The sequence below is a fragment of the Paenibacillus sp. FSL W8-0426 genome (genome assembly GCF_037969725.1).
Lineage (GTDB): Bacteria > Bacillota > Bacilli > Paenibacillales > Paenibacillaceae > Paenibacillus > Paenibacillus hubeiensis.
In genome coordinates this window covers 1,647,056-1,667,834 of record NZ_CP150203.1, presented here as the reverse complement: position 1 = coordinate 1,667,834, position 20,779 = coordinate 1,647,056, and the positions used below count along the sequence as shown (strand labels likewise).

Sequence of the window (20,779 nt, the reverse complement as noted above, 5' to 3'; positions counted from 1 at the left end):
TGTCTAGTCCTAATAATCCGTTAATATTATGATATTTGAATGCAACTCTCTCTTTAGACCCACGTTCTTCCGCACCTTAACGATAACTTGTTCTTTGGAAGTATGATAGACCAAGGTTTTATCCCGGCTATTTAATAATTCTCGGGTTGCCTCTTCGTCGCTTACAGGTCCGATTACAGCAACCTCATCTATAACTTCTTGATCCTCCGTCTCTTCAGAATGAAGAACTTCAAACTTCACAAATTGATTCGGAAAAATCCGTTGAACCTCTTGCCATTTCATACTCATCCCTCCTGTCAATCAGCTGATTTAGCTCAGGGGTGATCTGGAATCATCCCGTTTACTCGTTACAGCTCGAAAAGTCCTCCAAAACCTTGGATTTGTCGCCATACACTTTATCCAGATGATCCTCTCCCCAATAACATAAAAAATCGAGGGCGGGCTTTAGTCCCCAGCCGTAGTCCGTTAACTCATATTCCACTTTAGGGGGAACCTCCGAATAGACCTTCCGTTTCACAATCTCATCCTTTTCCAGGCCTCTTAGTTGAGTCGTCAGCATTTTCTGCGTAATGTCCGGGATCAACCGCCTGAGCTCCGACGTACGTTTCCGTCCTGTCATCAAGTGATAGATGATCAACGGCTTCCATTTTCCGCCCATCACCTCCAAGGCCGCCTCTACGCCTACTTTATATTTCTTGGGAGCGTTCGTTTTGCGATGCTCAGTCATCTGTTATCCCTCCGTGATCAGGCTGTATTCCGGCTACAACCATTACCTCCATTCTTATCTTCAATCCAAGACCCGCGCCCATTTCCATGGCATTTATATAGGGTACTTTCATGTTCCTATGGCACTTCATTCTTCCTATAGAACTTGAAAGTGCGTTCTTCCAGAATATTTCATTCCTCGTTTATAATAGCATCAGCCATGGAGCATGGCTACAAGTCAGCGCTGGAGAAAGGTAGTGAAATACAAGTATGAACGTATTGGTTATCGTTTCGCACCCGAGAAAAGATTCTTTGACCTTTCAGGTTGCCGATCGTTTCGTGCAAGGTCTTGCCGAGGCTGGCCACGATTATGAAATATTGGATTTGCACGAAATTGGCTTTGACCCTGTTCTTCAAGGCGTCGATGAACCTGATTGGTCTCTGGAGCATCAGCTCTTCTCCCCTGAGATCGAAACGGAAATGCAACGGTTGAAGAGGCATGATGCCGTGGCCTTTATTTTTCCAATCTGGTGGTGGCATCTGCCGGCCATGTTGAAAGGGTATGTTGATCGTGTATTGAACAACGGGTTTGCCTACGGTTCGAACAAGCTTCATCATCAGCATATGTTGTGGATTGGGCTTGCGGGCGTTTCGAAAGAACAGATGCAAAAGCGCAACTACGATGAATCGATCACACATCTGCTTAATGTAGGCATCGCAGATTATTGCGGCGTACCTTATTCCAAGGTTGAATTTTTATATGAGACTTTGGATTCCAAGCCAGAACATTATGAAATGCTGCTTGATCGGGCTCATCATTTAGGAGTGAATTACGCCAAGGACAGCACGCTCTGAAGACCGCTTATAAGTCCAAACGGAAAACAGCCAACTCCTCCCCAGTGGACGGAAATGGCTGTTTTACGGTACAGGGCCATGCCTTTGTAGTCAGTTGACCTTTGCGAGTTTCGCACCGCGAACGGATGCGGCAGCATATACGACAAGCGCTGTCCAGATGAGCGCAAAGCCGATGAGAAGAACCGGCGAGACCGATTCTTTGAACACGAATACGCTCAGCAACAGCATGATTGTCGGCCCGATGTATTGGACGAAGCCGAGCGTGGACAGCGCCATCCGGGCGGCCGCCCGCGCAAAGAAGAGCAGCGGCAGCGCGGTGACCACGCCGGAAAGAAGCAGCTCGACGAACGTGGACGCAGGCAGCGTCCATGCCGTCGTTTTTCCTACGGCAGCCAAATAGATCCAGTAGCCCAGCGCGACAGGCAGGACTACAGCCGTCTCTGACAGCAAGCCTACCGAAGCGTCTTGTCCGATCTTTTTCTTCGCGAGGCCGTACAAACCAAACGTTGCGGCCAGGGAGATCGAGATCCACGGGAACCGCCCGTAGTCGACGGCGATGATGAGCACCGCGGCGCTAGCGATGGCAATCGCGAGCCATTGGCCGCGGTTTGGCTTCTCACGAAGGAAGACAACTGCCAGCAGCACGTTCAGCAGCGGGTTCAAATAATAGCCAAGGCTTGTCTCAACGACGTGGTCGTTGTTGACCGCCCAGATGAAGATGAGCCAATTCGCAGCGATCAGCAGCCCGCTGGCGGCGAGCGACAGCAGGAGCGAACGGCTGGCCGCAATCCGTTTCATGTCACCCCAGCGGCGCTGGACGGCGACGAGAATACCCATGAAGACGAACGACCAGACAACCCGATGGGACAGAATTTCGCCTGCCGGCACATCGTTAAACAACTTCCAATAAAGCGGGAGAACCCCCCACATGATATACGCGATAATCGCATTGACCAAACCGTTATTCATAATCTACTTCCCTCTTCTCACTCCGATGTCTTTACGGATTATACGCCTCGATCCTCGTTTAAGTAAAGGGATGAATCATTCCTCTCTCGGAACGCCGCGCTGTAGTCAGGCTGCTTCTGTGTTTGGAGCCATCGTTTTCCGTCAGCTAAAGCCCATCACTCTTTCCCTACAGTTTATATAAAACGCTACTGACATACTGTTGTCAGCAGCGCTTTTGTATCATTGGATCGTAAGGGCATAGGAAATCAATGCGAAGTATCTTTGGCCCAAAATAATATGTTCAAGGTATTGTATTACCTATTATGGGAAGGATGGTATATCATGAATTTTGCTTCTGTACGCATCATTACCGACGACGTAGGTCGTCTCGTCGAGTTCTATGAGAAAATCTTGGGTGTTTCGGCGGAACGCCCCGCGCCCATCTTTGCCGAATTCGTGATGCCATCGTGCACCTTGGCCATCGGCCACTCCCAGACGGTGCAGCTGTTCGGTGCGGGTTCCGCAGTGGCGGCCGACAATCACACGGTCATCATCGAGTTCCGCGTCCATGATGTCGATGCCGAATACGAGCGTTTGAAGCCGCTTGTGAGCGAGTGGGTAAAGGAACCGACCACGATGCCGTGGGGGAACCGTGCCATGCTGTTTCGCGATCCCGACGGCAACCTTGTTAACCTCTTCGCGCCGGTGACCAAGGAAGCCATCCAACGGTTCGACGGCAGGTGTTGACGGTTGTTGAGGCAATGGGCGATTGTGCCGCCTGATTCTCTTCAAGTGCTCGCTGCGGGTCATGATATAATGGAGCAATCAACGAGCAGGAAGGAGCATGATTTCATGGAAGCAACCGCACAGGAAGTCGCGGAATGGATGGTCAAGGAAATCAGGTTCACGGGGACGCTGACCCAGAGCGATGCGATCGAATATGCAAAGACCCATTTCGGTGAACAATTCGTATTCATCAATGAAAATGGAAATGCATCGTTATCCAAAGAGGTGAAAAAGGCTTTCCGCAAGCTCCACGGCGGCAGAATTGCCTGGGACCGCGACCGGTTCCTGTGGGCCTGGACCTGATCGACCGTCGCGTATTCTATGTAATAATTTGGAATGAATGTAAGCATGGGAAAACACATCCTAAATGAGGACATCGCATTCTCCTAGATTAACCGCAAAAAACATCCACACGTTAACGGAGAGGCAGAACCAATCTGAAGAAGCGAAGCGGTCGCTTAAAAGCTTTCTGAAAGAAAGCTGCATCGGAAGCATAGGCTTATCACCGGATTTTCCCCTTAGAAAAGGGGATTCAAAAAATCTGGGGATAACAGCGATCGGAAGATGGTACTGCACTCGCAGTGGCTAGTGTGATCGATTATTGCGGTTTATATGGATAAACCCTTTCATGAATTGAAAGACTCACATGAGGTTTATCACTAGGAGGAAGCTTATTTACCCAAAAGGATGTGTTTTCCTGTCTTACTATAAGGTTTGAATACGTTCTACATTATGAAGCTTTTGCCGCAACCGCTTTTTGAATTAAAGCTTTTGCCTCGTCAGCAGACAACGTTTGTTTAGGTTGAAGCAGGTTTTTCTCTGCGGCGCCAAAAATACCTTGGTCAATCAATGCTGCCATGGCTTCAACCGCATATTTGGAAACGGTTTTCCCATCTTCGAAACCTGCAATGATCGCAGGCGCATTTTTATCGGCATCTTGATTGTTCAGCAGTTTAGCAAGAATCGTAGCCGCTTCTTCACGAGTGATATCACGATCCGGGTTGAAATTACCGCCGTAGCCTTGAATGAATCCGGCATGAGCAGCTTCTGCAATCGCATCAGCATATGCAGCATCGGCAGCAACATCCTTGAATGCAGGCGCTGCAGTTACTTCGTTTAGTTTCAACATGTCTACCAGCGCACTTACGAATTCAGCACGGGAAATGACTTCTGTTGTTACAGGAGTTTCCGGTTGTTCCGTAGATGCAGCGACGTTCGTGATCCGTCCTTCCGTTTTAGCTTGAATCGCGCCACCTTTATACGTATCTACAATGTATTGGTAGAACACATCCAGATCGATCGGACCTGCCAAGGATGACTTGGCATCCACCAGCACTTTATAGTTATCTCCGCCTGCTGCCATAAAGTTGTTAACGACAGCCGTATATGTTTTTGCAGGATCAATAGGTGTGCCATCTTCAAGGCTAAGACTCGTCACACGTTCTGCTACTGGCTTATTGAAATCTGCCGTATATTTCAGGCCGGAAATTTGTAATGTTTTGGTGTTTGGTGTGCCGTCCGCATTCGTACCCCATTGCTGCTCCAGCAAGGTTTGAATTTGTTCACCCGTCAGCTCTAATTTCACCAGAGTATTGCCGAAAGGTTGGATTTTGGCAAGATCCGCAAAGGTTACATCGCCTTCTGGCAGATCGGCACGAATACCGCCTGGATTCATGAATGCAAAGTCAGCATCGCTTGCGTTATCGCCAAAGTCTGCTTGACGCATGGCATCTGCAATAAGGTTGCCCAGAGGTGCTTCGTTATTATAGGCATCGGTGCGAGTGACCGAACCATCCGTTGTGCCTACCGGCTTCGTTAGCTCAGGATGCTTGTCCAATGATTTTTTAATGATTGCCAAAGATTCAGGGTCTTCCTTTACACCCTCTTGGAACGTCGTTGTCACTGTAGCTGATTTTTCGGTGACATCCCCGGTCGCAGGGTCAATCATCAACTTGATGTCTTCAAATGCCGTACCATATGAATAAGCTTGCACGATCAATTTTCCATTCACTTCACCGTTTGCCAAAGCATGATTGTCGCCTGCAACGATCACGTCAACAGGGGAATCTGCGGGTAAAGCCTTGGCTAAATCGGCCGCTTCGCCAGTGGTTACGCCTTCTTTCGTTGTTGCTGGATCATGCGCCAGGACGATGATCGTTTCTACGCCTTGATCTTGCAATTCTTTTGCATATTTATTAACAGCTTCCACTTCTTCTTCTGCGCTTAAGAAACGCACGCCTGCTGTGCCGGATGGAGATACTTTAGCCGGTGTAGCCTTCGTCACCAACCCGATGAATCCGATTTTGACTCCGCCCACTTCTTTAATCACATAGGGCTTAATCAATGGTTTGCCCGTGGAGGTTTCAATGACGTTTGCATTGACATAATCAAATTTGGCGCCAGCATGAGTGACCTTGCCTTCTTTGGGATCAAGGCCGCCGAAGATTTGTGCTTTTAATGCAGCGATGCCTTGGTCGAATTCATGATTGCCCAAAGAACCTACATCAAAGCCCATCATATTCATCCATTCCATCGTAGGCTCATCCCGATCCAGAGACGAGACAGGAGCGGATGCGCCCACAGAGTCTCCATTATGGAAGAGCAGGGAATGTTCATACTTGGCTTGAGCTTCTTTTAGATATGTAGCCAGAATAGGAGCTGTTCCTACTTTTTTATCATTAACCAACGATGTCGTATCCAACTGACCATGCAGGTCATTGATTCCGATCAAGTGTACTTCGACGTCATTGCTTGCAGCAGAGACTGGACCGACTGCGCCCAATAATTGGGAAAGCAACAGCGCGGTGGCAGCCACACGGATTGTGCTTTTACCCAACATTTTTTTCCATAACATAAGTTACAAAACCCCTCTCCAATTTCTGATCCTGAAACAGATTAGCATGGTTAAATTCATATAAATCGTAGGTTGTATGAAATCTATGTAAAAAAGTTGACAAATAAATAGAGAAGAAGCCTACCTAGGTCAGGCTCTACATCAAAATCACGCTTGAGGTACCGGAAGAAAGCCCTAGCCCTCCCTTATCTTATTTCCATAGACTTGTTAATTCTCCTTCTATAAAAACTGAAAAAAACATGTACACGTTAACGATAAAAACTGAAAGTTCGTTAAACAAAGCAGTCACGTGGATCGGCTAACGAACTTCGTAATGGAATGGCGAAAATGCTTCATTTTTCGGGATATTTTTACGATATATAATGTACAGATTCATTTAAAATTTTAACTATTATATCGGTTGAACTAGACATTTACACGATAACAGCGATCGGAAGCTGGTTCTGACTACGAAAGTGACTTCGTGTAAAAATCATTGGTTCAATGTAGACAAGGTAGAATTCAATCTGTAAATGGGTATAACCGAGGGGGAAATGCAGTGAAAACAAAGTTAGCATCTTTACTAAAAATAAAATCTTTAAGAGCAAAACTAGTCTCTTTGTGCCTGGCCATCCTTATTGTGCCGACAATCGTCATCGGGTTTAGCTCTTATACCGTTTCGAAAAATGAAATGAATGAATCCGGTAAAGCAGCGCTCGAAAATAATGTGAGTATGGTTATTGGCATGATTAACCTTCTGAATGAGCAAGTCAAAAGCGGAGATTTAACATTGGAGCAAGCACAGGAAAAACTTCGCGTCGAACTGCTCGGCGAGAAAAATGCCGATAATAAGCGCACGATCAAAAGCGAATATACGGTAGGAGAAACGGGATATCCGTGGGCGGTTACCAAAGATGCCCGTTCAGTAATGAACCCTTCCAACGAAGGCCAGGATTTGACGGATGTCGTCACAGAAGATGGTGTCTATTTGGGAAAAGAGCTCGTTAAAGTAGGTACAAGCGGCGGCGGATTCGTCTCGTATAAATGGGCTCTCCCTGGTACAGGTGAAGTGGAAACGAAAGTGTCCTATGTTCAAATGGATCCACATTGGGGTTGGATCATCGGTTCGGGTGCATATCTAAGCGAGTTCAACAGCGGTGCCACGAAAGTCCTTTATCTTGTTCTCATTGTTGCGGCCGTTGCGGTCGTTCTCGGAACAGTGATCGTCAGCATGATCTCGGGCCGTTTAACGAACCCTATCCTGCAGGTCGCGAAGCGGCTTAAAGCGGTTGCGGACGGCGACCTGACCGTAGAAGAAGTTAAAAATAAGTCCAGCGATGAGATCGGAGAGCTTTCGAAGGACTTCAACCATATGATCCAAAACATGAGACATCTTATTCGCCAAGTCGATCTCTCCACCAAGCAGGTAGCTTCATCCTCCAAAGAATTGACTCTTGGAGCAGAGCACACAAGCCAGGGCACCGAAAACATCACCATGTCGATTCAGGAATCGGCAGCCGGTGCACAGGATCAACAAACCATGCTTCAGAGGACAACCAATGCGCTCCAGGAAATTTCAGTGGGTATCCAGCGCATAGCGGAGAGCTCTTCAACGATTGCGGACTCTTCTGTGGATGCGATGGAATTGGCTAACATCGGTGGTACGGCTGTCGAGCATACGGCGAAGCAAATGAACCTGATTAACCGTTCCGTGAACCAAACGGATGCCATGATGAGAATGCTGGATGAACGCAGCCAGCAAATTGATGCGATGGTATATGCGATTACAAATATCGCAAAACAGACTAACCTCCTTGCATTGAACGCTTCAATTGAAGCTGCCCGTGCAGGCGAAGAAGGACGCGGTTTCTCCGTAGTTGCTGCTGAAGTAAGGAAGCTTGCCGAGCAGTCTAACCAGTCATCCGGCCAGATTTCCACATTGATTCAGGAGATGCGGACAGATATTGAACAATCGCTTAAAACATTGGAACAAGTCAAACTGGAGGTCGACTCAGGTATACAGATTGCTAATGAGACAGAGGAGCAGTTTAACAAAATCGTAGGCTCTACCAACCTGATCGCGCAGCAAACAGAAGAACTCGCCAGCGTTACGCAACAAATCACCGCAAGTGTCCAGGAAATCACAGCAGGCCAAGAGCAAGTATCGGATTTGGCGCTTCGAGCCGCAGATAACTCGCAGAATATTGCAGCTTCATCCGAGGAGCAGCTGGCTTCCATGGAGCAAATCACGACCCTGGCTGCAACCTTGTCGGATATGTCGCAGAAGCTGGAAAACCTTACGGTCAAGTTTAAATATTAAGTTTCAACTTTTACGATATGGACTCATTTTTAAGCCAAGACCTTCTTAACGGGAGAGGATAACTCTCCATAAGAAGGTCTTTTTAGTCTAATATGCACAGGATCTGTCCGATAAGGGTGTTGAACATCAACTTGCAGTCCCATTGGAAATCCTAATTTTGTACATTAGGAATAATATACTTTATCTACTTTGTATAAAGTATGCTCAATCGTTGGACAGAGATCGGTATCTACGTTGTGAAACTTTATTCGGAAGTATAAACTCTTTAAAAAGTTCTTTATATTGTTCTTTTGCTTAAAGGTAGGCAGAAATTCTGGTTCTTTCTCCACATCACCAAAACGTTGAATCCATTGCTCCACATAAGTTGGACGAAGTATTTTTCGATTGAGAACACTAACTACGGGCGTTACCAGTCTCTCGTCTTCTCCATCGGAGTAAACTCGCTCTGTTATGGTCATCTTTTCGTAAACCAAATTAAGAATGGTTATGAGGTCGTTTTGATCCAATTCGGAACATTGAGCCAAATCGTCCAAAGCATCTGCTGCATGAGCTATGGCGTGGGCCCAGCCCTTCTCTTCATCATAACCGCGATAATCTCGCTCTTTATGTATAGTGTAAAACACCTTCTCTTTGATCTGATGGATCTGCTCTTTTGAAAGAAAAGGGGTTTGCCTGTGCCTAATGAGCAGAAGTGGTATAACCAGCATCGAGAACGATCGAGTGAAGACGGAGTCTGTATTGGTTTCACCCAGCTTATATAACAAATGATTTTCGTCCAAAACGACAGGTACAAGTTGTTCCAGTTCGTTTGCCGTTAGAGTGTTGCCAGCAATCCAATGGGATAAGGTTGTGTAAATTAACTCATCCCGCAGCTGGGCATCCAAGGAACCGATGTTATCCATCATTTCTTGTACCAACTGGAATGGTTCGTGAGGTGCTTGGTAGCCATTTTCTTTAATTAATATCAACTTTTCTTTTAAATTCATGTTACACGCTCCTACTATGTTGCGATTCATTTTTAATCATCTCTATATCAGTAACCATCCAAGCCAGATCATCGATCAATTGAACATTATACTTCTGAGGACCTTGATACTCTTCATTTTTAAAATGACAATCGCATTCGAGGGTATACGTACGGGCCCTGAATTTTTCTTCTGTTAAAGTGACATTGATGATTTTATATTCATGAGTTTCGTTGCTTAAATACTCTTCAATTGCAGCTTGGGGGCTAATATCAATCTGAGCTCCATCAGTGAACAATTTAATGTAGGTTGCCAAATAATAAATTAGAATCGGCAGAACTATAATTAAGAATGCGACTGAGAATATCAAGTTAAGCTTTGTCAGCTTCATTAGGTACACCTCCTGCTATTCCTCTGGAGAGGATACCTTTCCGTCCAGTGCCAAAACAATCCATGATGGCCTTCTCTTCCTGCATGCGGAACAGATGCTCAATACGTCGCTTTTGGAGCAAACTGACCTTGATTCTTGAGAGCGTAGTCAAAAAAACGAAGGATAAGTTCATTTTGAGTTTCAATCGCGTAATATTTATCGATATTTGCTTTTCTGCCTTCATGCAACAGGTTTGCCAATATAGGCGAGAATAAAGGTAGATCGGTCAAACTTAAATGTTTTGCGCCTTTAAAATGAACGTTGTATGCATCATTAAAATATGGATTCGAAATGCGATTCGCAATATACGGAGGACTGCTGTCGAGCTGTATCCACACATCATCCGAATAAACGTTAAGAAGCGGGATGGTGAAAGCTTCGGATTTTGCAGTTAATTCGTTCGTAACTTTATCGTATACAAGCTCGCTATAGAACGGACCATCTATATTTACTACGGCGTCAATATCATCGCGCTCCCTGCTCAGTGCTACGCTTGCCGCTCCCCCCATAGAATGACCGAACACGCCTATTTTCTGTGTGTCGATGCGTTCATATAGAGAGTCCTTTTTTTGCACGGCTTGTTCCAGGATCGTATCTATGACAAAATCCATATCATCCGTTCGCAATTTCATCCATTTTTGATTTAGCTCGAAATACTCCCCAAGCGAATAAACCCCTTTATTTGCATTGTTGAATTCTTGCATGTACTCGGGATTAATGGTCACGACCTTCCCATCCTCGGAAACCGTATAAAAAGAATGATAGGGATGGTCGATCGAAACGACGACGTAACCGTGGCTCGCAAGCTCTGTAAAGGTAGACGTGTTGCTGGTTTTAATACCGAATGCTCCATGGGAGAACACAAGCAAAGGATACGTTCCGTCTGCCTGTTCAGGATACCAAAATTCCACGTTAACAGCTCGATGCTCTCCCTGATCCGTAAATTCTTCGATACGATTCTTGTCCACGTAACTGTAAGTGGCGGTCGCCACTGCATACGGACCTGTCACTTGCGGCAGCCTATGCTGTGGAAAAAGTAAAACAGGAACAAGGGTAATGACAATGGTCAGCGCTAACAAAAGCAATTTCCACACCGTAGAGAAGGTTTTGTAACGCGGAGTGGGTGTTTGTTTACGCAGGAGCGCAACCATTTCCTTGAACGCTAATAGAAAAAGCAAACCTGCAAACAGTCCCCAAGTGTACTCCCATACGACAACGTTCCCCAAGCTCAGCATGATGAATCCGATAAACATTGCGATTCTCGTCCAACTCTTTATCTTGTGACGGCTTTGCTTCGTTACCATGGAATAAACGGCAATGGCCAGTTCGAAGACCAACGTAACAACAAGGATTAACATCTCCATAAGACTCCTCTGCTCCTCCTCCAGCTTTTTATGAGTTCATCATAAGAAATGGCAGAGCAGGTGTATACGCATAAACGATAAGCTGTCGCTGAGAGCCAATAAGTTGTAAAAAAACAACGTAAAGCTGTGTACTTACGCGCTGCGAATACGACTTTATTGGGGAGCGGTTTGTGTAGATCTTCTAAACCTCGTTTTTAAATGTTTTTAGTCTTTCATTGATCTTTTGAGCTTCCTTTTTGTCATTCTTATACGTCAGTAGGCGAACGATTACGTATACTGCAGCAATTTGCAACGCCAGTAATAGTATACCGGAAGTGGTGTATACGAGATTCAATAGGACAGCAAGAGAAATTAAAAGGGCTTCCAGAAAAAAGAAATGGAAAATGACACGGAGGCGCATTCTATTCTCGCTAATGGCATGCGGCGTATATAAAATGATTCCAGTCAAAGCACCCAAAAAAGAGAAAACCATAATTATAAAAATCGTCTTTAATTCGAAATTTGCATCAGGAGCAAAGATTTGCCGCAAAATAGTGATGATTATAATGATGGAGGCGAATATAATTAAGAAATCTCTGATCATTCCTTTAATGAGCTCGGAATATTTCATATAGGTCCCCCTTTTATAATCCAAGTATGTGTTTAAGCATGGGTACATACTGTCGTGATATGACAACCTTCTCCCCGTTATCCAATAAGGCTTGAAATCGTCCGCTGATGGACGGATGAATACTGGAAATTTTAGCTATATTTAGAATGGTGGATTTGGAAGCGCGAAAACAATGTTTCTCTTTGCAAAGTTCCTCCAGTTCATATAGCTTTTGTTTGACTTCATGAACGTTGTTCTTACAGTATGCAAACACTTTTCCGTCAACAGCTTCAAAATAATAAATATCACTAACTTTGATGCGGCTGATCTGATCCTCATGATAACCCAGTATAATGAGCGTTTCGGTTTTTAGTTTATTCACGAGCTCATGTATTTCTTCGTCTACCTGGTGACACCTGATGCGGATCTCCTCTTCTTCTGTATGGTCTATTACTTCGATGGAAATGTTGATAACAATCACCCTCGGAAATTCGAATCAAAACTTGTTATATAAGTTGAACCAATGATTTTTACACAGAGTCACTACGTGGTCAGAACCATCTTCCGATCGCTATTATCCCCAGATTTTTTGATTCCCTTTTCAAAGGGAAAATCCGGTCATAAACGCGACCGCTTCGCTTCTCCAGATTCTTTCTGCCCCCTCTCGTTTTCGTGTAAATATCTAGTTCAACCTACATAGCGTTTATAACGAATCATAGAACGACAACGCGTAAGCATCATCAGTAACAAAAGGTTGTTAAAAGAAATCCACTTTTGATTATTCCCCCTGTTTCCCTTCACCCGTATTACGCAACGATGGATATTCAAACTATACCGCCGATCCAGCATATTGACAGCCTCGTACCATTATATCCCACATTCAATTCACTTCGTAGTCCTCTGGGACTCCGATTTTCTTATTTATATTCAAGTATAATTCCAGGTTTATTCTTCACTTCCCCCTCCTATTTTACGATAAATAGTATGGAGCTATATTAAAAAACGACGATGTTGTTTTAAGTTTTAACTACTTCTAAGGGGGAACAGATCGTGAGACAGGCTCGCAATAAAAAGACGGATTTAAGGTTTAAACTGTATTTGATCATTCTGGTTCCGCTATTGGCCATGGGTGGTCTAATCATATGGGCCACGATGGATTCCAGTGAAAATGCATCATTAATGACCATGCAGCATAACAACCAGCAGCTGGCAATGAACACGGCCTCTCAATTAGGCCAGGAATCGGAAATTATCAAAACATTATATGCTACTGCTTCGGAGGAGAGCAACGAATACAAAAGTCTTAGAGACGAACTCGTTAAAGTCAGGCTTCAATCTGGAGCCCTATATGTTTATATGTATAACAAAACTTCGGACGGATGGATCTACACCGTGGATGGAGCGGATTGGGACGATTCGGAATATAGCCCTTACGGGACTGCCATGGACTTCAATCCCCAGATTCAGGAGCGCTTGTTAAACGGTGAAGTCGTCACAACAGGCATCGTTGAAGATCCGACCTGGGGGCAGCTATTGTCCTCCTTTACGCCAATCAAGGATTCGCAAGGTACTGTAATCGGCTACCTGGGCATTGATATTTCCGCTGCAGCCGTGAATCAAATGTCCAAGGCATCCGTAAATGATGCGTATCGGACCATCATCCCGATTTTTGCGGTTGTGCTGATTCTATCTTTGGTCATGATGTTATTTGTGGTAAGAGGCATTCTCAGACAAGTACGCGATATTAAGTTAAGCCTCGAACAGGTCGCCGATGGGAATCTCAAAGTCGTATCCACACCCATGACAAACGACCAGCTCGGTGATATCAGTCATTTGATTAATGTCATGGTTGCCCAATTGACGAATATTTTGATGGGAATACAGCAAGGATCCAATACGCTCCAGCAGTCCTCAAACCATATTGCCGAAACGGCTCAGACAAACCTGCGTCAGACCGAAGAACTTTCCAGAGCGATCGAGGAAATAGCCACAGGCTCCATGAAACAAGCTGAAGAGACGGAACACTCCGTCCAGCACTCCGAGAATCTTGGCAAAATCATGGATGAAGTAGGTTCATATGTGCAGCAGTTCACCGATACTTCAGAACAGCTATCTGCCGTACAAGCACAAGTTACGCGAGAACATGAGGCTCTGCTTGAGAAGGGCCGGGAGAATGCCAAGCGTGTCGAGCATCAGCAGGAAATCTCTAAGTCCCTGACGACTCAGTCGGAACTCGCCTCTACCATTAGCGGACAAATTCACGGCATTTTAAAACAAACTCAAATTCTATCGCTGAATGCTTCCATCGAGGCAGCCCGGGCTGGCGAAGCGGGGAAAGGCTTTGCTGTCGTTGCTGGTGAAATGGGACACCTCGCTCAGCAATCCGAACGTTCGATTCAGGAGATTGATGAAATTCTGAGTTCATTCGTTCAAGAGATACAACGTATGAGTAGTCATTTTGATACGAATATGGCTGCAGCCAAGGAACAGGAAGAACAGATCGCTGAGTGCCTCCAGACGTTTAGGCAGGTTAGCCGCTTATCGAACGAAGTCCAGGAGCTGGCTAAACGTTTGGAAAGCCGGACGGCGGATATGCACTCCATTCGTCAGGAGGTGGAACAGCACTTGAGTTATATTGCTTCCGCAACCGAGGAAACATCGGCCATGACTGAAGAAGTCGCAGCAAGTGCTGAAGAGCAGCAACGTTCGGCCAACGAACTGTCGAACATCTCCGGACAGCTTGCCAGCCTTGCAGGCAGCCTCAAATCGTATTCCAATCAGTTTCAGATCGAAGTGCGCAGATCAGATCGTTCAGAATAATGAAAAACCCCGTTACCTGTTGAATCAGATGACGGGGTTCTTGCTATAGATCCATTCCGATAAACAGCCATACTCCTCTTCGCTTTATTAGAACGATCCCACCTACTAATAAGAGCAACAAGCCAACGATGATTATCATAAATGGCGGACCTGCATGAGCTTCGAGCGCGCACCTCAATCTTCCGTATTTGAGTGAGAAAACTAGTTCATATGGAGGGGCTTAATGGGTTTTAATAATTTCTTGCCAGTGGGGAGGCAAGTCATAATCCCGAATGTGCTTATATTCTACAACCACTATTGATCCGGAGTTATCTATACTAAACCTTATCGAATCGATTCCAACATCCAAATGAGGTCCTACGTACGGGATTGTTTTAACCTGAACCTCAATAAGTGAAGAAAAATATTCAACGTCTACATCAGTTCCATCCAAAAAAGGCGTAAACGTAGGTGATTCAGTAAATTTATTAGTATAGTATTGGTTAATCTGTTCCTGTATTTTTGGAGCTAACAAAGTCAGCACAAGCCGTTTCAATGGTTCATCGTTTGGCTCTGCGCAAACGTGCTGCATTGTCATCAAGAAAATGATGACCGTTAGCAATGATCCGATAAATCTCTTCATGTCTGAAACCCTCATCCCCAGCATTTTTAAGGATAGTTTTCTCATCATATCCAATAAGAATACGAGATGAATGAATTGGCCACCAAAAAGAAGCACCCTGAGCGTGATGGGCTCATTCAGCGGATAGCAGATCCCGATGATCGACGTGCGACTTTACTGCAACTTACAGAGGATGCCCTTTAATGGAAAAGACAAAAGAAGCTCCATATTAGTGGTATTGGACGCATGAACTCACAATAAGGGAGCTCCGCAGCAATACGGGCTCCCTTCGTATCATGGTTTTATATTGATTGTGTTTACTCAACATATCCAAATGGATGTAAGACTTTACGGTACTATCTAGTTACAGATTTTATAGAGAGGATGGATATACCACCGATGATTGCAAGAATAAATGACATTACAAAAATGGATGAAAACCCTATTTGTGAAATCATAAATGCTGCAATTACGGGGGCTATTGCTTGTGTTACCGTATTTCCCAAGTTGTATATCCCTAAAAACAATCCCACTCGTTCCTTATCAGGAATAACTCTTAAATTCAATAAATTATCCAAGGAGTTCCATATTCCCATACCAAGACCAGCCAAAAACCCATAAACCATGATACCCACATCATTTTGCAGGAAGAACAGACTCAGTGCTCCAATTCCTAATGAAATGGTAGATAAACCAACAGGTAATTTTAAGATATTAAACTTATCCGAGATCGGGCCAGCAATAAATCCCATGGCAATGCCAAATATTAACATGATGATATTAATTAACTGTATCGATTGTTGAGTCGCTGTTGTATCTTTATGCAAGAAGTCCGTCATGATAAACAGCAGATACCCTGTTATTGCAAAGTTCCCAATGCCTTGAGAGAGTTTTCCAATGAGAGCCAAATAGTAGTCACGACCGATAGACCATTTAGGGAACACTGTAACCAATTCTTTGAATGAAAACGCGTTCTTCGTTGGTGATGATGATTGATCCATCTTCTCATCCAAATTGGATGGTTCACGTACAATATACGCTGCGATCAGTGTACCAATGAATGTAATGATGCCAAAGATGACAAACCCTAAACGATACTGCCCCAAGAAAACGGCGGCTAGAATCGTAAAACCATTGTTTCCAAGCGCCATACCTAGCCCGCCATAAGCGGACGAAGCCGTCCCTTTGCCATGATCGGGTGCTAAATCTAACCAAGCGACCATTGGAGCCACAATAAAATTCAATGCAACCTGCCCAAGCATCCAACTGATCAACAAAACAGGTATGGAAGTAGCCATTGAGGCGAAGATCATTGCCAACATAAATACAAAAGCTCCAGAGACAAGCCAAGGCGTCCGCTTACCAAAACGCGATTGGGTACGGTCAGAGACATATCCGGCGATCATATTAGAAACGGCTGCCACGACCATCCCTAATGCGGAGAACAAGGCTACGATATTAATTTTATTTTCAGCATCCAAATGCTGTATCATCGCAGGCAAAAATAAACTTGCTGTTGCAATATATGGTCCCAGCCAGGAGGCAGGTCCAATGATTAATCCGGGCACTAATCGTTTAAGCGGTATCGTTTTCATGTGTAATTTCCTCTCTGAACGTCTAAAAATTCTTTACGGAGTAGAAGTCAAAGTCTGCGTATGAGTCATGTTGATGTGCGTCAACCGAACCTATGAAGTTAAACAGTCCTGTGAATCCACCGATTTCACCTGGTTCGCCGTTTACGCCTTCATCTGATAAATACATAGCATTGATATCGTTTTTTAATAATTGCCACTCCTGGTTTATTTCCAACCGATAAAATATATCCACCATACCCGACTTATAGATAACCTTTAAGTCAACTACATTGTCAGGAACCGGGATCGTCTGTTGAACCAATTCTTTACGTTTACCTAGATTAGCCTGCAATAAGCTCAACACCGTTCCATTTGATGATTCTGAATACGTTAAGTGCGCATAGATCCAATTATTTGAATCATAGTAGAGTCCCATACCGGCAGTTTCGGAGTAATGGTCAGGGAGAAATTCAATTCTGGTTTGAAACTCATAATGGAATGATGTCGCGCGAGTTGCCATGATTGCAGGATTCATTTGCGAAAAAAGAGAGTTTTCTCCGTAAATGCGCAGATATCCGGAACGTTCGATTGTATTTACCCAACTTGCTTCCTGCTTTCGATAGGGGGTCATAAAGCGGATATCATAGTTTATATCATCAAAATGATCATGGATGTCATGGGATCCTACAGGCGATAACTGGACTCCCTCCATCCCCTTTACTTCCATTTTGGCGAGGTTTGATCCATCCTCCATTTCGAGCCACCCATCCTGTGACCATTTCATTTTTTGAATCGATGTTTCCCGACCTAACGGATTTAAGAGAGTTCCTTCCAGAGGGCGTGACATCAGATGTGCAATATACCACTCGCCCGTATGGGTTTGAACTAATGAACCATGACCTGCTTTTTGCATCAATGAATGTGGATTGTACATTTCAAAATGTCCCGCATCCGGATCGCCAAGTGAAAAAAGATGCCGCGGTGAAGACGTGATGATCGGTTCTTTCGATGGATGCGGTTCATAGGGGCCAAAGATAGATGTGGAGCGCCCAATCTCCACACCATGTGCGTAGCCTGTTCCACCGGCAGCAATAATAAGATAATAATAGTCTTTATGTTTATAAATTTGCGGTGCTTCTGCGCACCCACGACTGGTAAACCCTTGTGTTACTCGATGCCAAGCACCAATGACCTCACCTTTTTCCAAGTCATACTCGGCGATGACAATATGCCCGGGCGCTTGATAGCCTTCTCTTGTTTCCCATTCAAGGATGGAAATGTAGTGTTTTCCGTCGTCATCATGGAAAATGGCTGGATCAAAACCGATGGACGTTAGATACATCGGCGCTGACCATGGCCCGTGTATATCTTCTGCCCACATCGCGTATGAATCCGCATTAAATTCACGACCAGCCATATTGATCATATGGGAGTAGGCTAACCAGTATTTCTTTGTGAAAGCATCATAGGATAAATGCGGTGCCCAGATTCCGGCGGGTGTATGTGTTCCCCTTAAATCAACCTCTCCTTTTTTTAATGCAAAGTTAATAAGTTCCCAGTTGGCTAAATCTGATGATTTAAAGATCTGGATCCCTGGATTCCAATGAAACGTAGACGTTGCGATATAATATTCATCATCCACCCGAATAATCGATGGGTCTGGTGCCATTCCAGGTATTATCGGATTATTAATCATTGTCATTTCTTCTTTCCCTTTCAATCGCATTTTTAAGCGCTTTCTATTTCGCGGCATGCAGCTTACCCTTTTTTTTCATTACCAAGCAACATGTTGATACCGTTTTCTTTTTTGACTATAATTAAACATGCGTCTGCTAAATATCGATAATAGAACATAAATCATGGTCATTCTCGAAAGCGTTTCCTGCTGCTCACTTATATTATAATAACGATTAAACTTGAAATTCGATTGCACAATGAAGGTTTAATTTACCCAAATCAAGGTGGGATCTCAAAATGGAAAACGATATACAACGATTTATTGGAGATACAACACAACTGCTTCCGCGTATTGACTGGAACATACGTTTTTTCGGTGCCCATAAGCAGACCGTTCCTTCACACTGGTCCATGACGAAAGAATTCCATCATGCTTTTGAGATATTAATTGTATTAGATGGCACTCAGGAGACATGTCTTGAAAAAGACCGTTATGTCATCCAAAAGAACGAAATTCTTCTTATTCCCCCTGGTTTTGAACATACCAATCATTGCATCTCTTCTGGTTCAATGACTTATTTTTGTGCTCATTTCGATATTGATGAACCTTCTTTGCGAATGAAGATCATGAAAAACTGCGATTGGGTCTATACGCCTGATAATCCGTATTACAGCAGGTTAAGGAGCTGTCTTCAAAAATGGATTGACATTTTAGAAGATCAAGAGATTTCATTTTCAACTGCAAAATTAAGAGCACAGGTTATCCTCTTTGAATTATTAGAAATACTTGTGGATCTGCAGCCAACAAACTCAAATGTAAGAACGAATCAATCCATGACCACTGCAAAATACGCCAAGGAAATTGCAGAGGCCATCAAGTGGACCTTCAAAAAAAAATGCATAGAAACAAACGGTAAAGTAGACTTTACCGTTCACATACAGCCGATTATTGCATCTCTTGGGATCAGCCCCAATTATGGTTTAGAAGTCTTTCAAAAGATTTACCAAATGTCACCTCGAAAATATTTATCCGAGCTAAAATTACAAGAAGCAAAAATCTTATTGCAGCAACCAGAGTTATCTTTGAATGAAATCGCCAATCGTTTAGGGTATAAAAATCTTTCTCACTTCAGCAGACAATTTAAGAGATGGACTGGAATAAACCCGTCCGCATTTCGTAAAAAGACAAGTATTTAATCATTTTTCTTTATCCAGGAACGCAGCTTGTCCGCATAGAAAGCGCGTTCATCCGGATCGGACGGTGAACCCTTTGACAGGTAAAGTTGATCGTCCGCATACCTAGGGTACACATGGAGATGATAGTGCCACACGTCTTGATTGCCGGCAGGCTCATTATGCTGCCGCGTAGAAATCCCGTCGCATCCATATGTATTTTTCATCGCAAATGCTGTAAGCTGTGCCGCACGGTGAATTTCAACAGCGTAATCCGCAGGGAGTTCATAGATATTCTCGAAATGTTGATTCGGAATAACAAGAACATGTCCTTTATTGTTGGGCCACCATTTGCCCGCTATAAATGCTGTTACCTTTTCATTCTGGTAGATGATATCCCTTTGTTTGGTTCCCTGATTGGGTCGCTCGATCCCCCAAATACAACAAAATGGACATTCGTACCCTTCAGGCTGATGTGAAAATGATGCTGTCATCGTTCTCATTCAACTCCTTTTATGTTTGTATTGCCGTCGTTTCCGCTAGTTTAATGGCTTGGTCAGAATAATTTCCAATGGTTGTGTATCAAGTAATAGGCATCCAGCATCTTGATAGCCCAGCTTTCTATAGAAATGTTGTGCGCCTTCATCAGCCTGGGTAGATGTCATGACCATGTTGAAGCCCTTTTGTTTCATTTGCTCCTCCCAGAAGAGAACAACTTTATTCCCTACACCCTTGCCCCGAAATGGTTCATCGATCCAAATGATGTTCATAAACGGGATGTTGTCCCAAAAATAACCATACCTCATCCATCCGATGTTACTTCCATCCAGGTTTCTTATGATGTAGATTTCTTTCCCCTTTATTTTGGCGGATATGAGGTTCTCTGAAATATGACGGTCCCTGCCTTTGATGTATTCGTAATCCGAATCATTTGCAAAAGCGATGTTCATTGTAACTCCCCCTAATATCACAATTAAGATTTTATACCATTATATCCCATAAACTTTCCTTCCCGTTAGCCATTCATATCGTAACTTTTCTTTAAATTCTTAAGTCTCTTTTGGAACAATTCGTTAAGTTCCTGAATATAGACAAATACCCTTTCAATGGGTGCCCGAAGGTTCTCTCATATGACAAAT

At 44.1% G+C, this 20,779-nt stretch carries 20 protein-coding genes; 6 read left to right on the top strand and 14 right to left on the bottom strand.

All coding sequences use genetic code 11. The features are described from left to right. Positions 1 to 9 precede the first annotated feature (9 nt). Positions 10 to 282 carry a hypothetical protein gene (locus tag MKY59_RS07555; RefSeq protein ID WP_339276883.1) on the bottom strand — a complete coding sequence of 91 codons (273 nt, stop codon included), beginning with the start codon at positions 280 to 282 and terminating at the stop codon, positions 10 to 12. A 58-nt stretch (positions 283 to 340) separates the two neighbouring features. Beyond that, the gene (locus MKY59_RS07550) at positions 341 to 727 is read right to left on the bottom strand and encodes a helix-turn-helix domain-containing protein (RefSeq protein WP_339276881.1); all 387 of its coding nucleotides are present in this window, start codon (positions 725 to 727) and stop codon (positions 341 to 343) included. Between the two features lie 248 nt (positions 728 to 975). Here MKY59_RS07550 and MKY59_RS07545 point away from each other — a divergent pair, with 248 nt between their 5' ends. Further along, entirely contained in the window at positions 976 to 1,560 is a 585-nt protein-coding gene (locus MKY59_RS07545) for an NAD(P)H oxidoreductase (protein ID WP_339276880.1), read from the top strand. Positions 1,561 to 1,650: 90 nt separating this feature from the next. Here MKY59_RS07545 and rarD read toward each other — a convergent pair whose 3' ends face one another. Next, entirely contained in the window at positions 1,651 to 2,529 is an 879-nt protein-coding gene (rarD, locus tag MKY59_RS07540; protein WP_236416267.1) for an EamA family transporter RarD, read from the bottom strand. Positions 2,530 to 2,850: 321 nt separating this feature from the next. On the opposite strand from rarD, the gene MKY59_RS07535 reads away from it, so the two are divergent. Together MKY59_RS07535 and MKY59_RS07530 are read left to right on the top strand one after the other, a co-directional pair. Continuing rightward, positions 2,851 to 3,255 carry a VOC family protein gene (locus MKY59_RS07535; protein ID WP_339278348.1) on the top strand — a complete coding sequence of 135 codons (405 nt, stop codon included), beginning with the start codon at positions 2,851 to 2,853 and terminating at the stop codon, positions 3,253 to 3,255. A gap of 105 nt (positions 3,256 to 3,360) precedes the next feature. Then, on the top strand, positions 3,361 to 3,597 hold the full coding sequence (locus MKY59_RS07530) for a hypothetical protein (protein WP_339276878.1): 237 nt from the start codon (positions 3,361 to 3,363) through the stop codon (positions 3,595 to 3,597). A gap of 427 nt (positions 3,598 to 4,024) precedes the next feature. Here the strand turns inward: MKY59_RS07530 and MKY59_RS07525 are convergent, their stop codons facing one another. Continuing rightward, positions 4,025 to 6,148: a 5'-nucleotidase C-terminal domain-containing protein gene (locus MKY59_RS07525; RefSeq protein WP_339276877.1), complete on the bottom strand. Its 2,124-nt coding sequence runs from the start codon at positions 6,146 to 6,148 to the stop codon at positions 4,025 to 4,027. 538 nt (positions 6,149 to 6,686) lie between these two features. On the opposite strand from MKY59_RS07525, the gene MKY59_RS07520 reads away from it, so the two are divergent. Next, positions 6,687 to 8,447 carry a methyl-accepting chemotaxis protein gene (locus tag MKY59_RS07520; protein WP_339276876.1) on the top strand — a complete coding sequence of 587 codons (1,761 nt, stop codon included), beginning with the start codon at positions 6,687 to 6,689 and terminating at the stop codon, positions 8,445 to 8,447. A 164-nt stretch (positions 8,448 to 8,611) separates the two neighbouring features. On the opposite strand, the gene MKY59_RS07515 is transcribed toward MKY59_RS07520, so the two are convergent. From MKY59_RS07515 to MKY59_RS07495, 5 genes are all read right to left on the bottom strand, one after another. Next, entirely contained in the window at positions 8,612 to 9,433 is an 822-nt protein-coding gene (locus MKY59_RS07515) for a DUF2785 domain-containing protein (RefSeq protein WP_339276875.1), read from the bottom strand. 1 nt (position 9,434) lies between these two features. Then, positions 9,435 to 9,803: a hypothetical protein gene (locus tag MKY59_RS07510; RefSeq protein ID WP_339276873.1), complete on the bottom strand. Its 369-nt coding sequence runs from the start codon at positions 9,801 to 9,803 to the stop codon at positions 9,435 to 9,437. 98 nt (positions 9,804 to 9,901) lie between these two features. Beyond that, positions 9,902 to 11,095 carry a dienelactone hydrolase family protein gene (locus MKY59_RS07505; RefSeq protein ID WP_339276871.1) on the bottom strand — a complete coding sequence of 398 codons (1,194 nt, stop codon included), beginning with the start codon at positions 11,093 to 11,095 and terminating at the stop codon, positions 9,902 to 9,904. A 292-nt stretch (positions 11,096 to 11,387) separates the two neighbouring features. Then, entirely contained in the window at positions 11,388 to 11,816 is a 429-nt protein-coding gene (locus MKY59_RS07500) for a DUF3021 family protein (protein WP_236416281.1), read from the bottom strand. A gap of 13 nt (positions 11,817 to 11,829) precedes the next feature. Then, on the bottom strand, positions 11,830 to 12,177 hold the full coding sequence (locus MKY59_RS07495; protein WP_236416282.1) for a LytTR family DNA-binding domain-containing protein: 348 nt from the start codon (positions 12,175 to 12,177) through the stop codon (positions 11,830 to 11,832). Positions 12,178 to 12,845: 668 nt separating this feature from the next. On the opposite strand from MKY59_RS07495, the gene MKY59_RS07490 reads away from it, so the two are divergent. Beyond that, entirely contained in the window at positions 12,846 to 14,615 is a 1,770-nt protein-coding gene (locus tag MKY59_RS07490; RefSeq protein WP_339276868.1) for a methyl-accepting chemotaxis protein, read from the top strand. 220 nt (positions 14,616 to 14,835) lie between these two features. Here the strand turns inward: MKY59_RS07490 and MKY59_RS07485 are convergent, their stop codons facing one another. From MKY59_RS07485 to MKY59_RS07475, 3 genes are all read right to left on the bottom strand, one after another. Further along, positions 14,836 to 15,237, bottom strand: coding sequence for a DUF3888 domain-containing protein (locus MKY59_RS07485; protein WP_339276866.1), 402 nt, complete (start codon positions 15,235 to 15,237; stop codon positions 14,836 to 14,838). Positions 15,238 to 15,572: 335 nt separating this feature from the next. Beyond that, complete coding sequence (locus tag MKY59_RS07480; RefSeq protein ID WP_339276864.1) at positions 15,573 to 16,811, bottom strand: MFS transporter; 1,239 nt, start codon at positions 16,809 to 16,811, stop codon at positions 15,573 to 15,575. Positions 16,812 to 16,833: 22 nt separating this feature from the next. Beyond that, complete coding sequence (locus MKY59_RS07475) at positions 16,834 to 18,492, bottom strand: family 43 glycosylhydrolase (RefSeq protein WP_339276862.1); 1,659 nt, start codon at positions 18,490 to 18,492, stop codon at positions 16,834 to 16,836. A 272-nt stretch (positions 18,493 to 18,764) separates the two neighbouring features. On the opposite strand from MKY59_RS07475, the gene MKY59_RS07470 reads away from it, so the two are divergent. Continuing rightward, on the top strand, positions 18,765 to 19,664 hold the full coding sequence (locus tag MKY59_RS07470; RefSeq protein ID WP_339276860.1) for a helix-turn-helix transcriptional regulator: 900 nt from the start codon (positions 18,765 to 18,767) through the stop codon (positions 19,662 to 19,664). Here MKY59_RS07470 and MKY59_RS07465 read toward each other — a convergent pair. Further along, positions 19,661 to 20,134 carry an HIT family protein gene (locus tag MKY59_RS07465; RefSeq protein ID WP_339276859.1) on the bottom strand — a complete coding sequence of 158 codons (474 nt, stop codon included), beginning with the start codon at positions 20,132 to 20,134 and terminating at the stop codon, positions 19,661 to 19,663. The genes MKY59_RS07470 and MKY59_RS07465 overlap by 4 nt on opposite strands. Before the next feature lie 45 nt (positions 20,135 to 20,179). Then, entirely contained in the window at positions 20,180 to 20,590 is a 411-nt protein-coding gene (locus MKY59_RS07460) for a GNAT family N-acetyltransferase (protein WP_339276858.1), read from the bottom strand. Positions 20,591 to 20,779 lie beyond the last annotated feature (189 nt).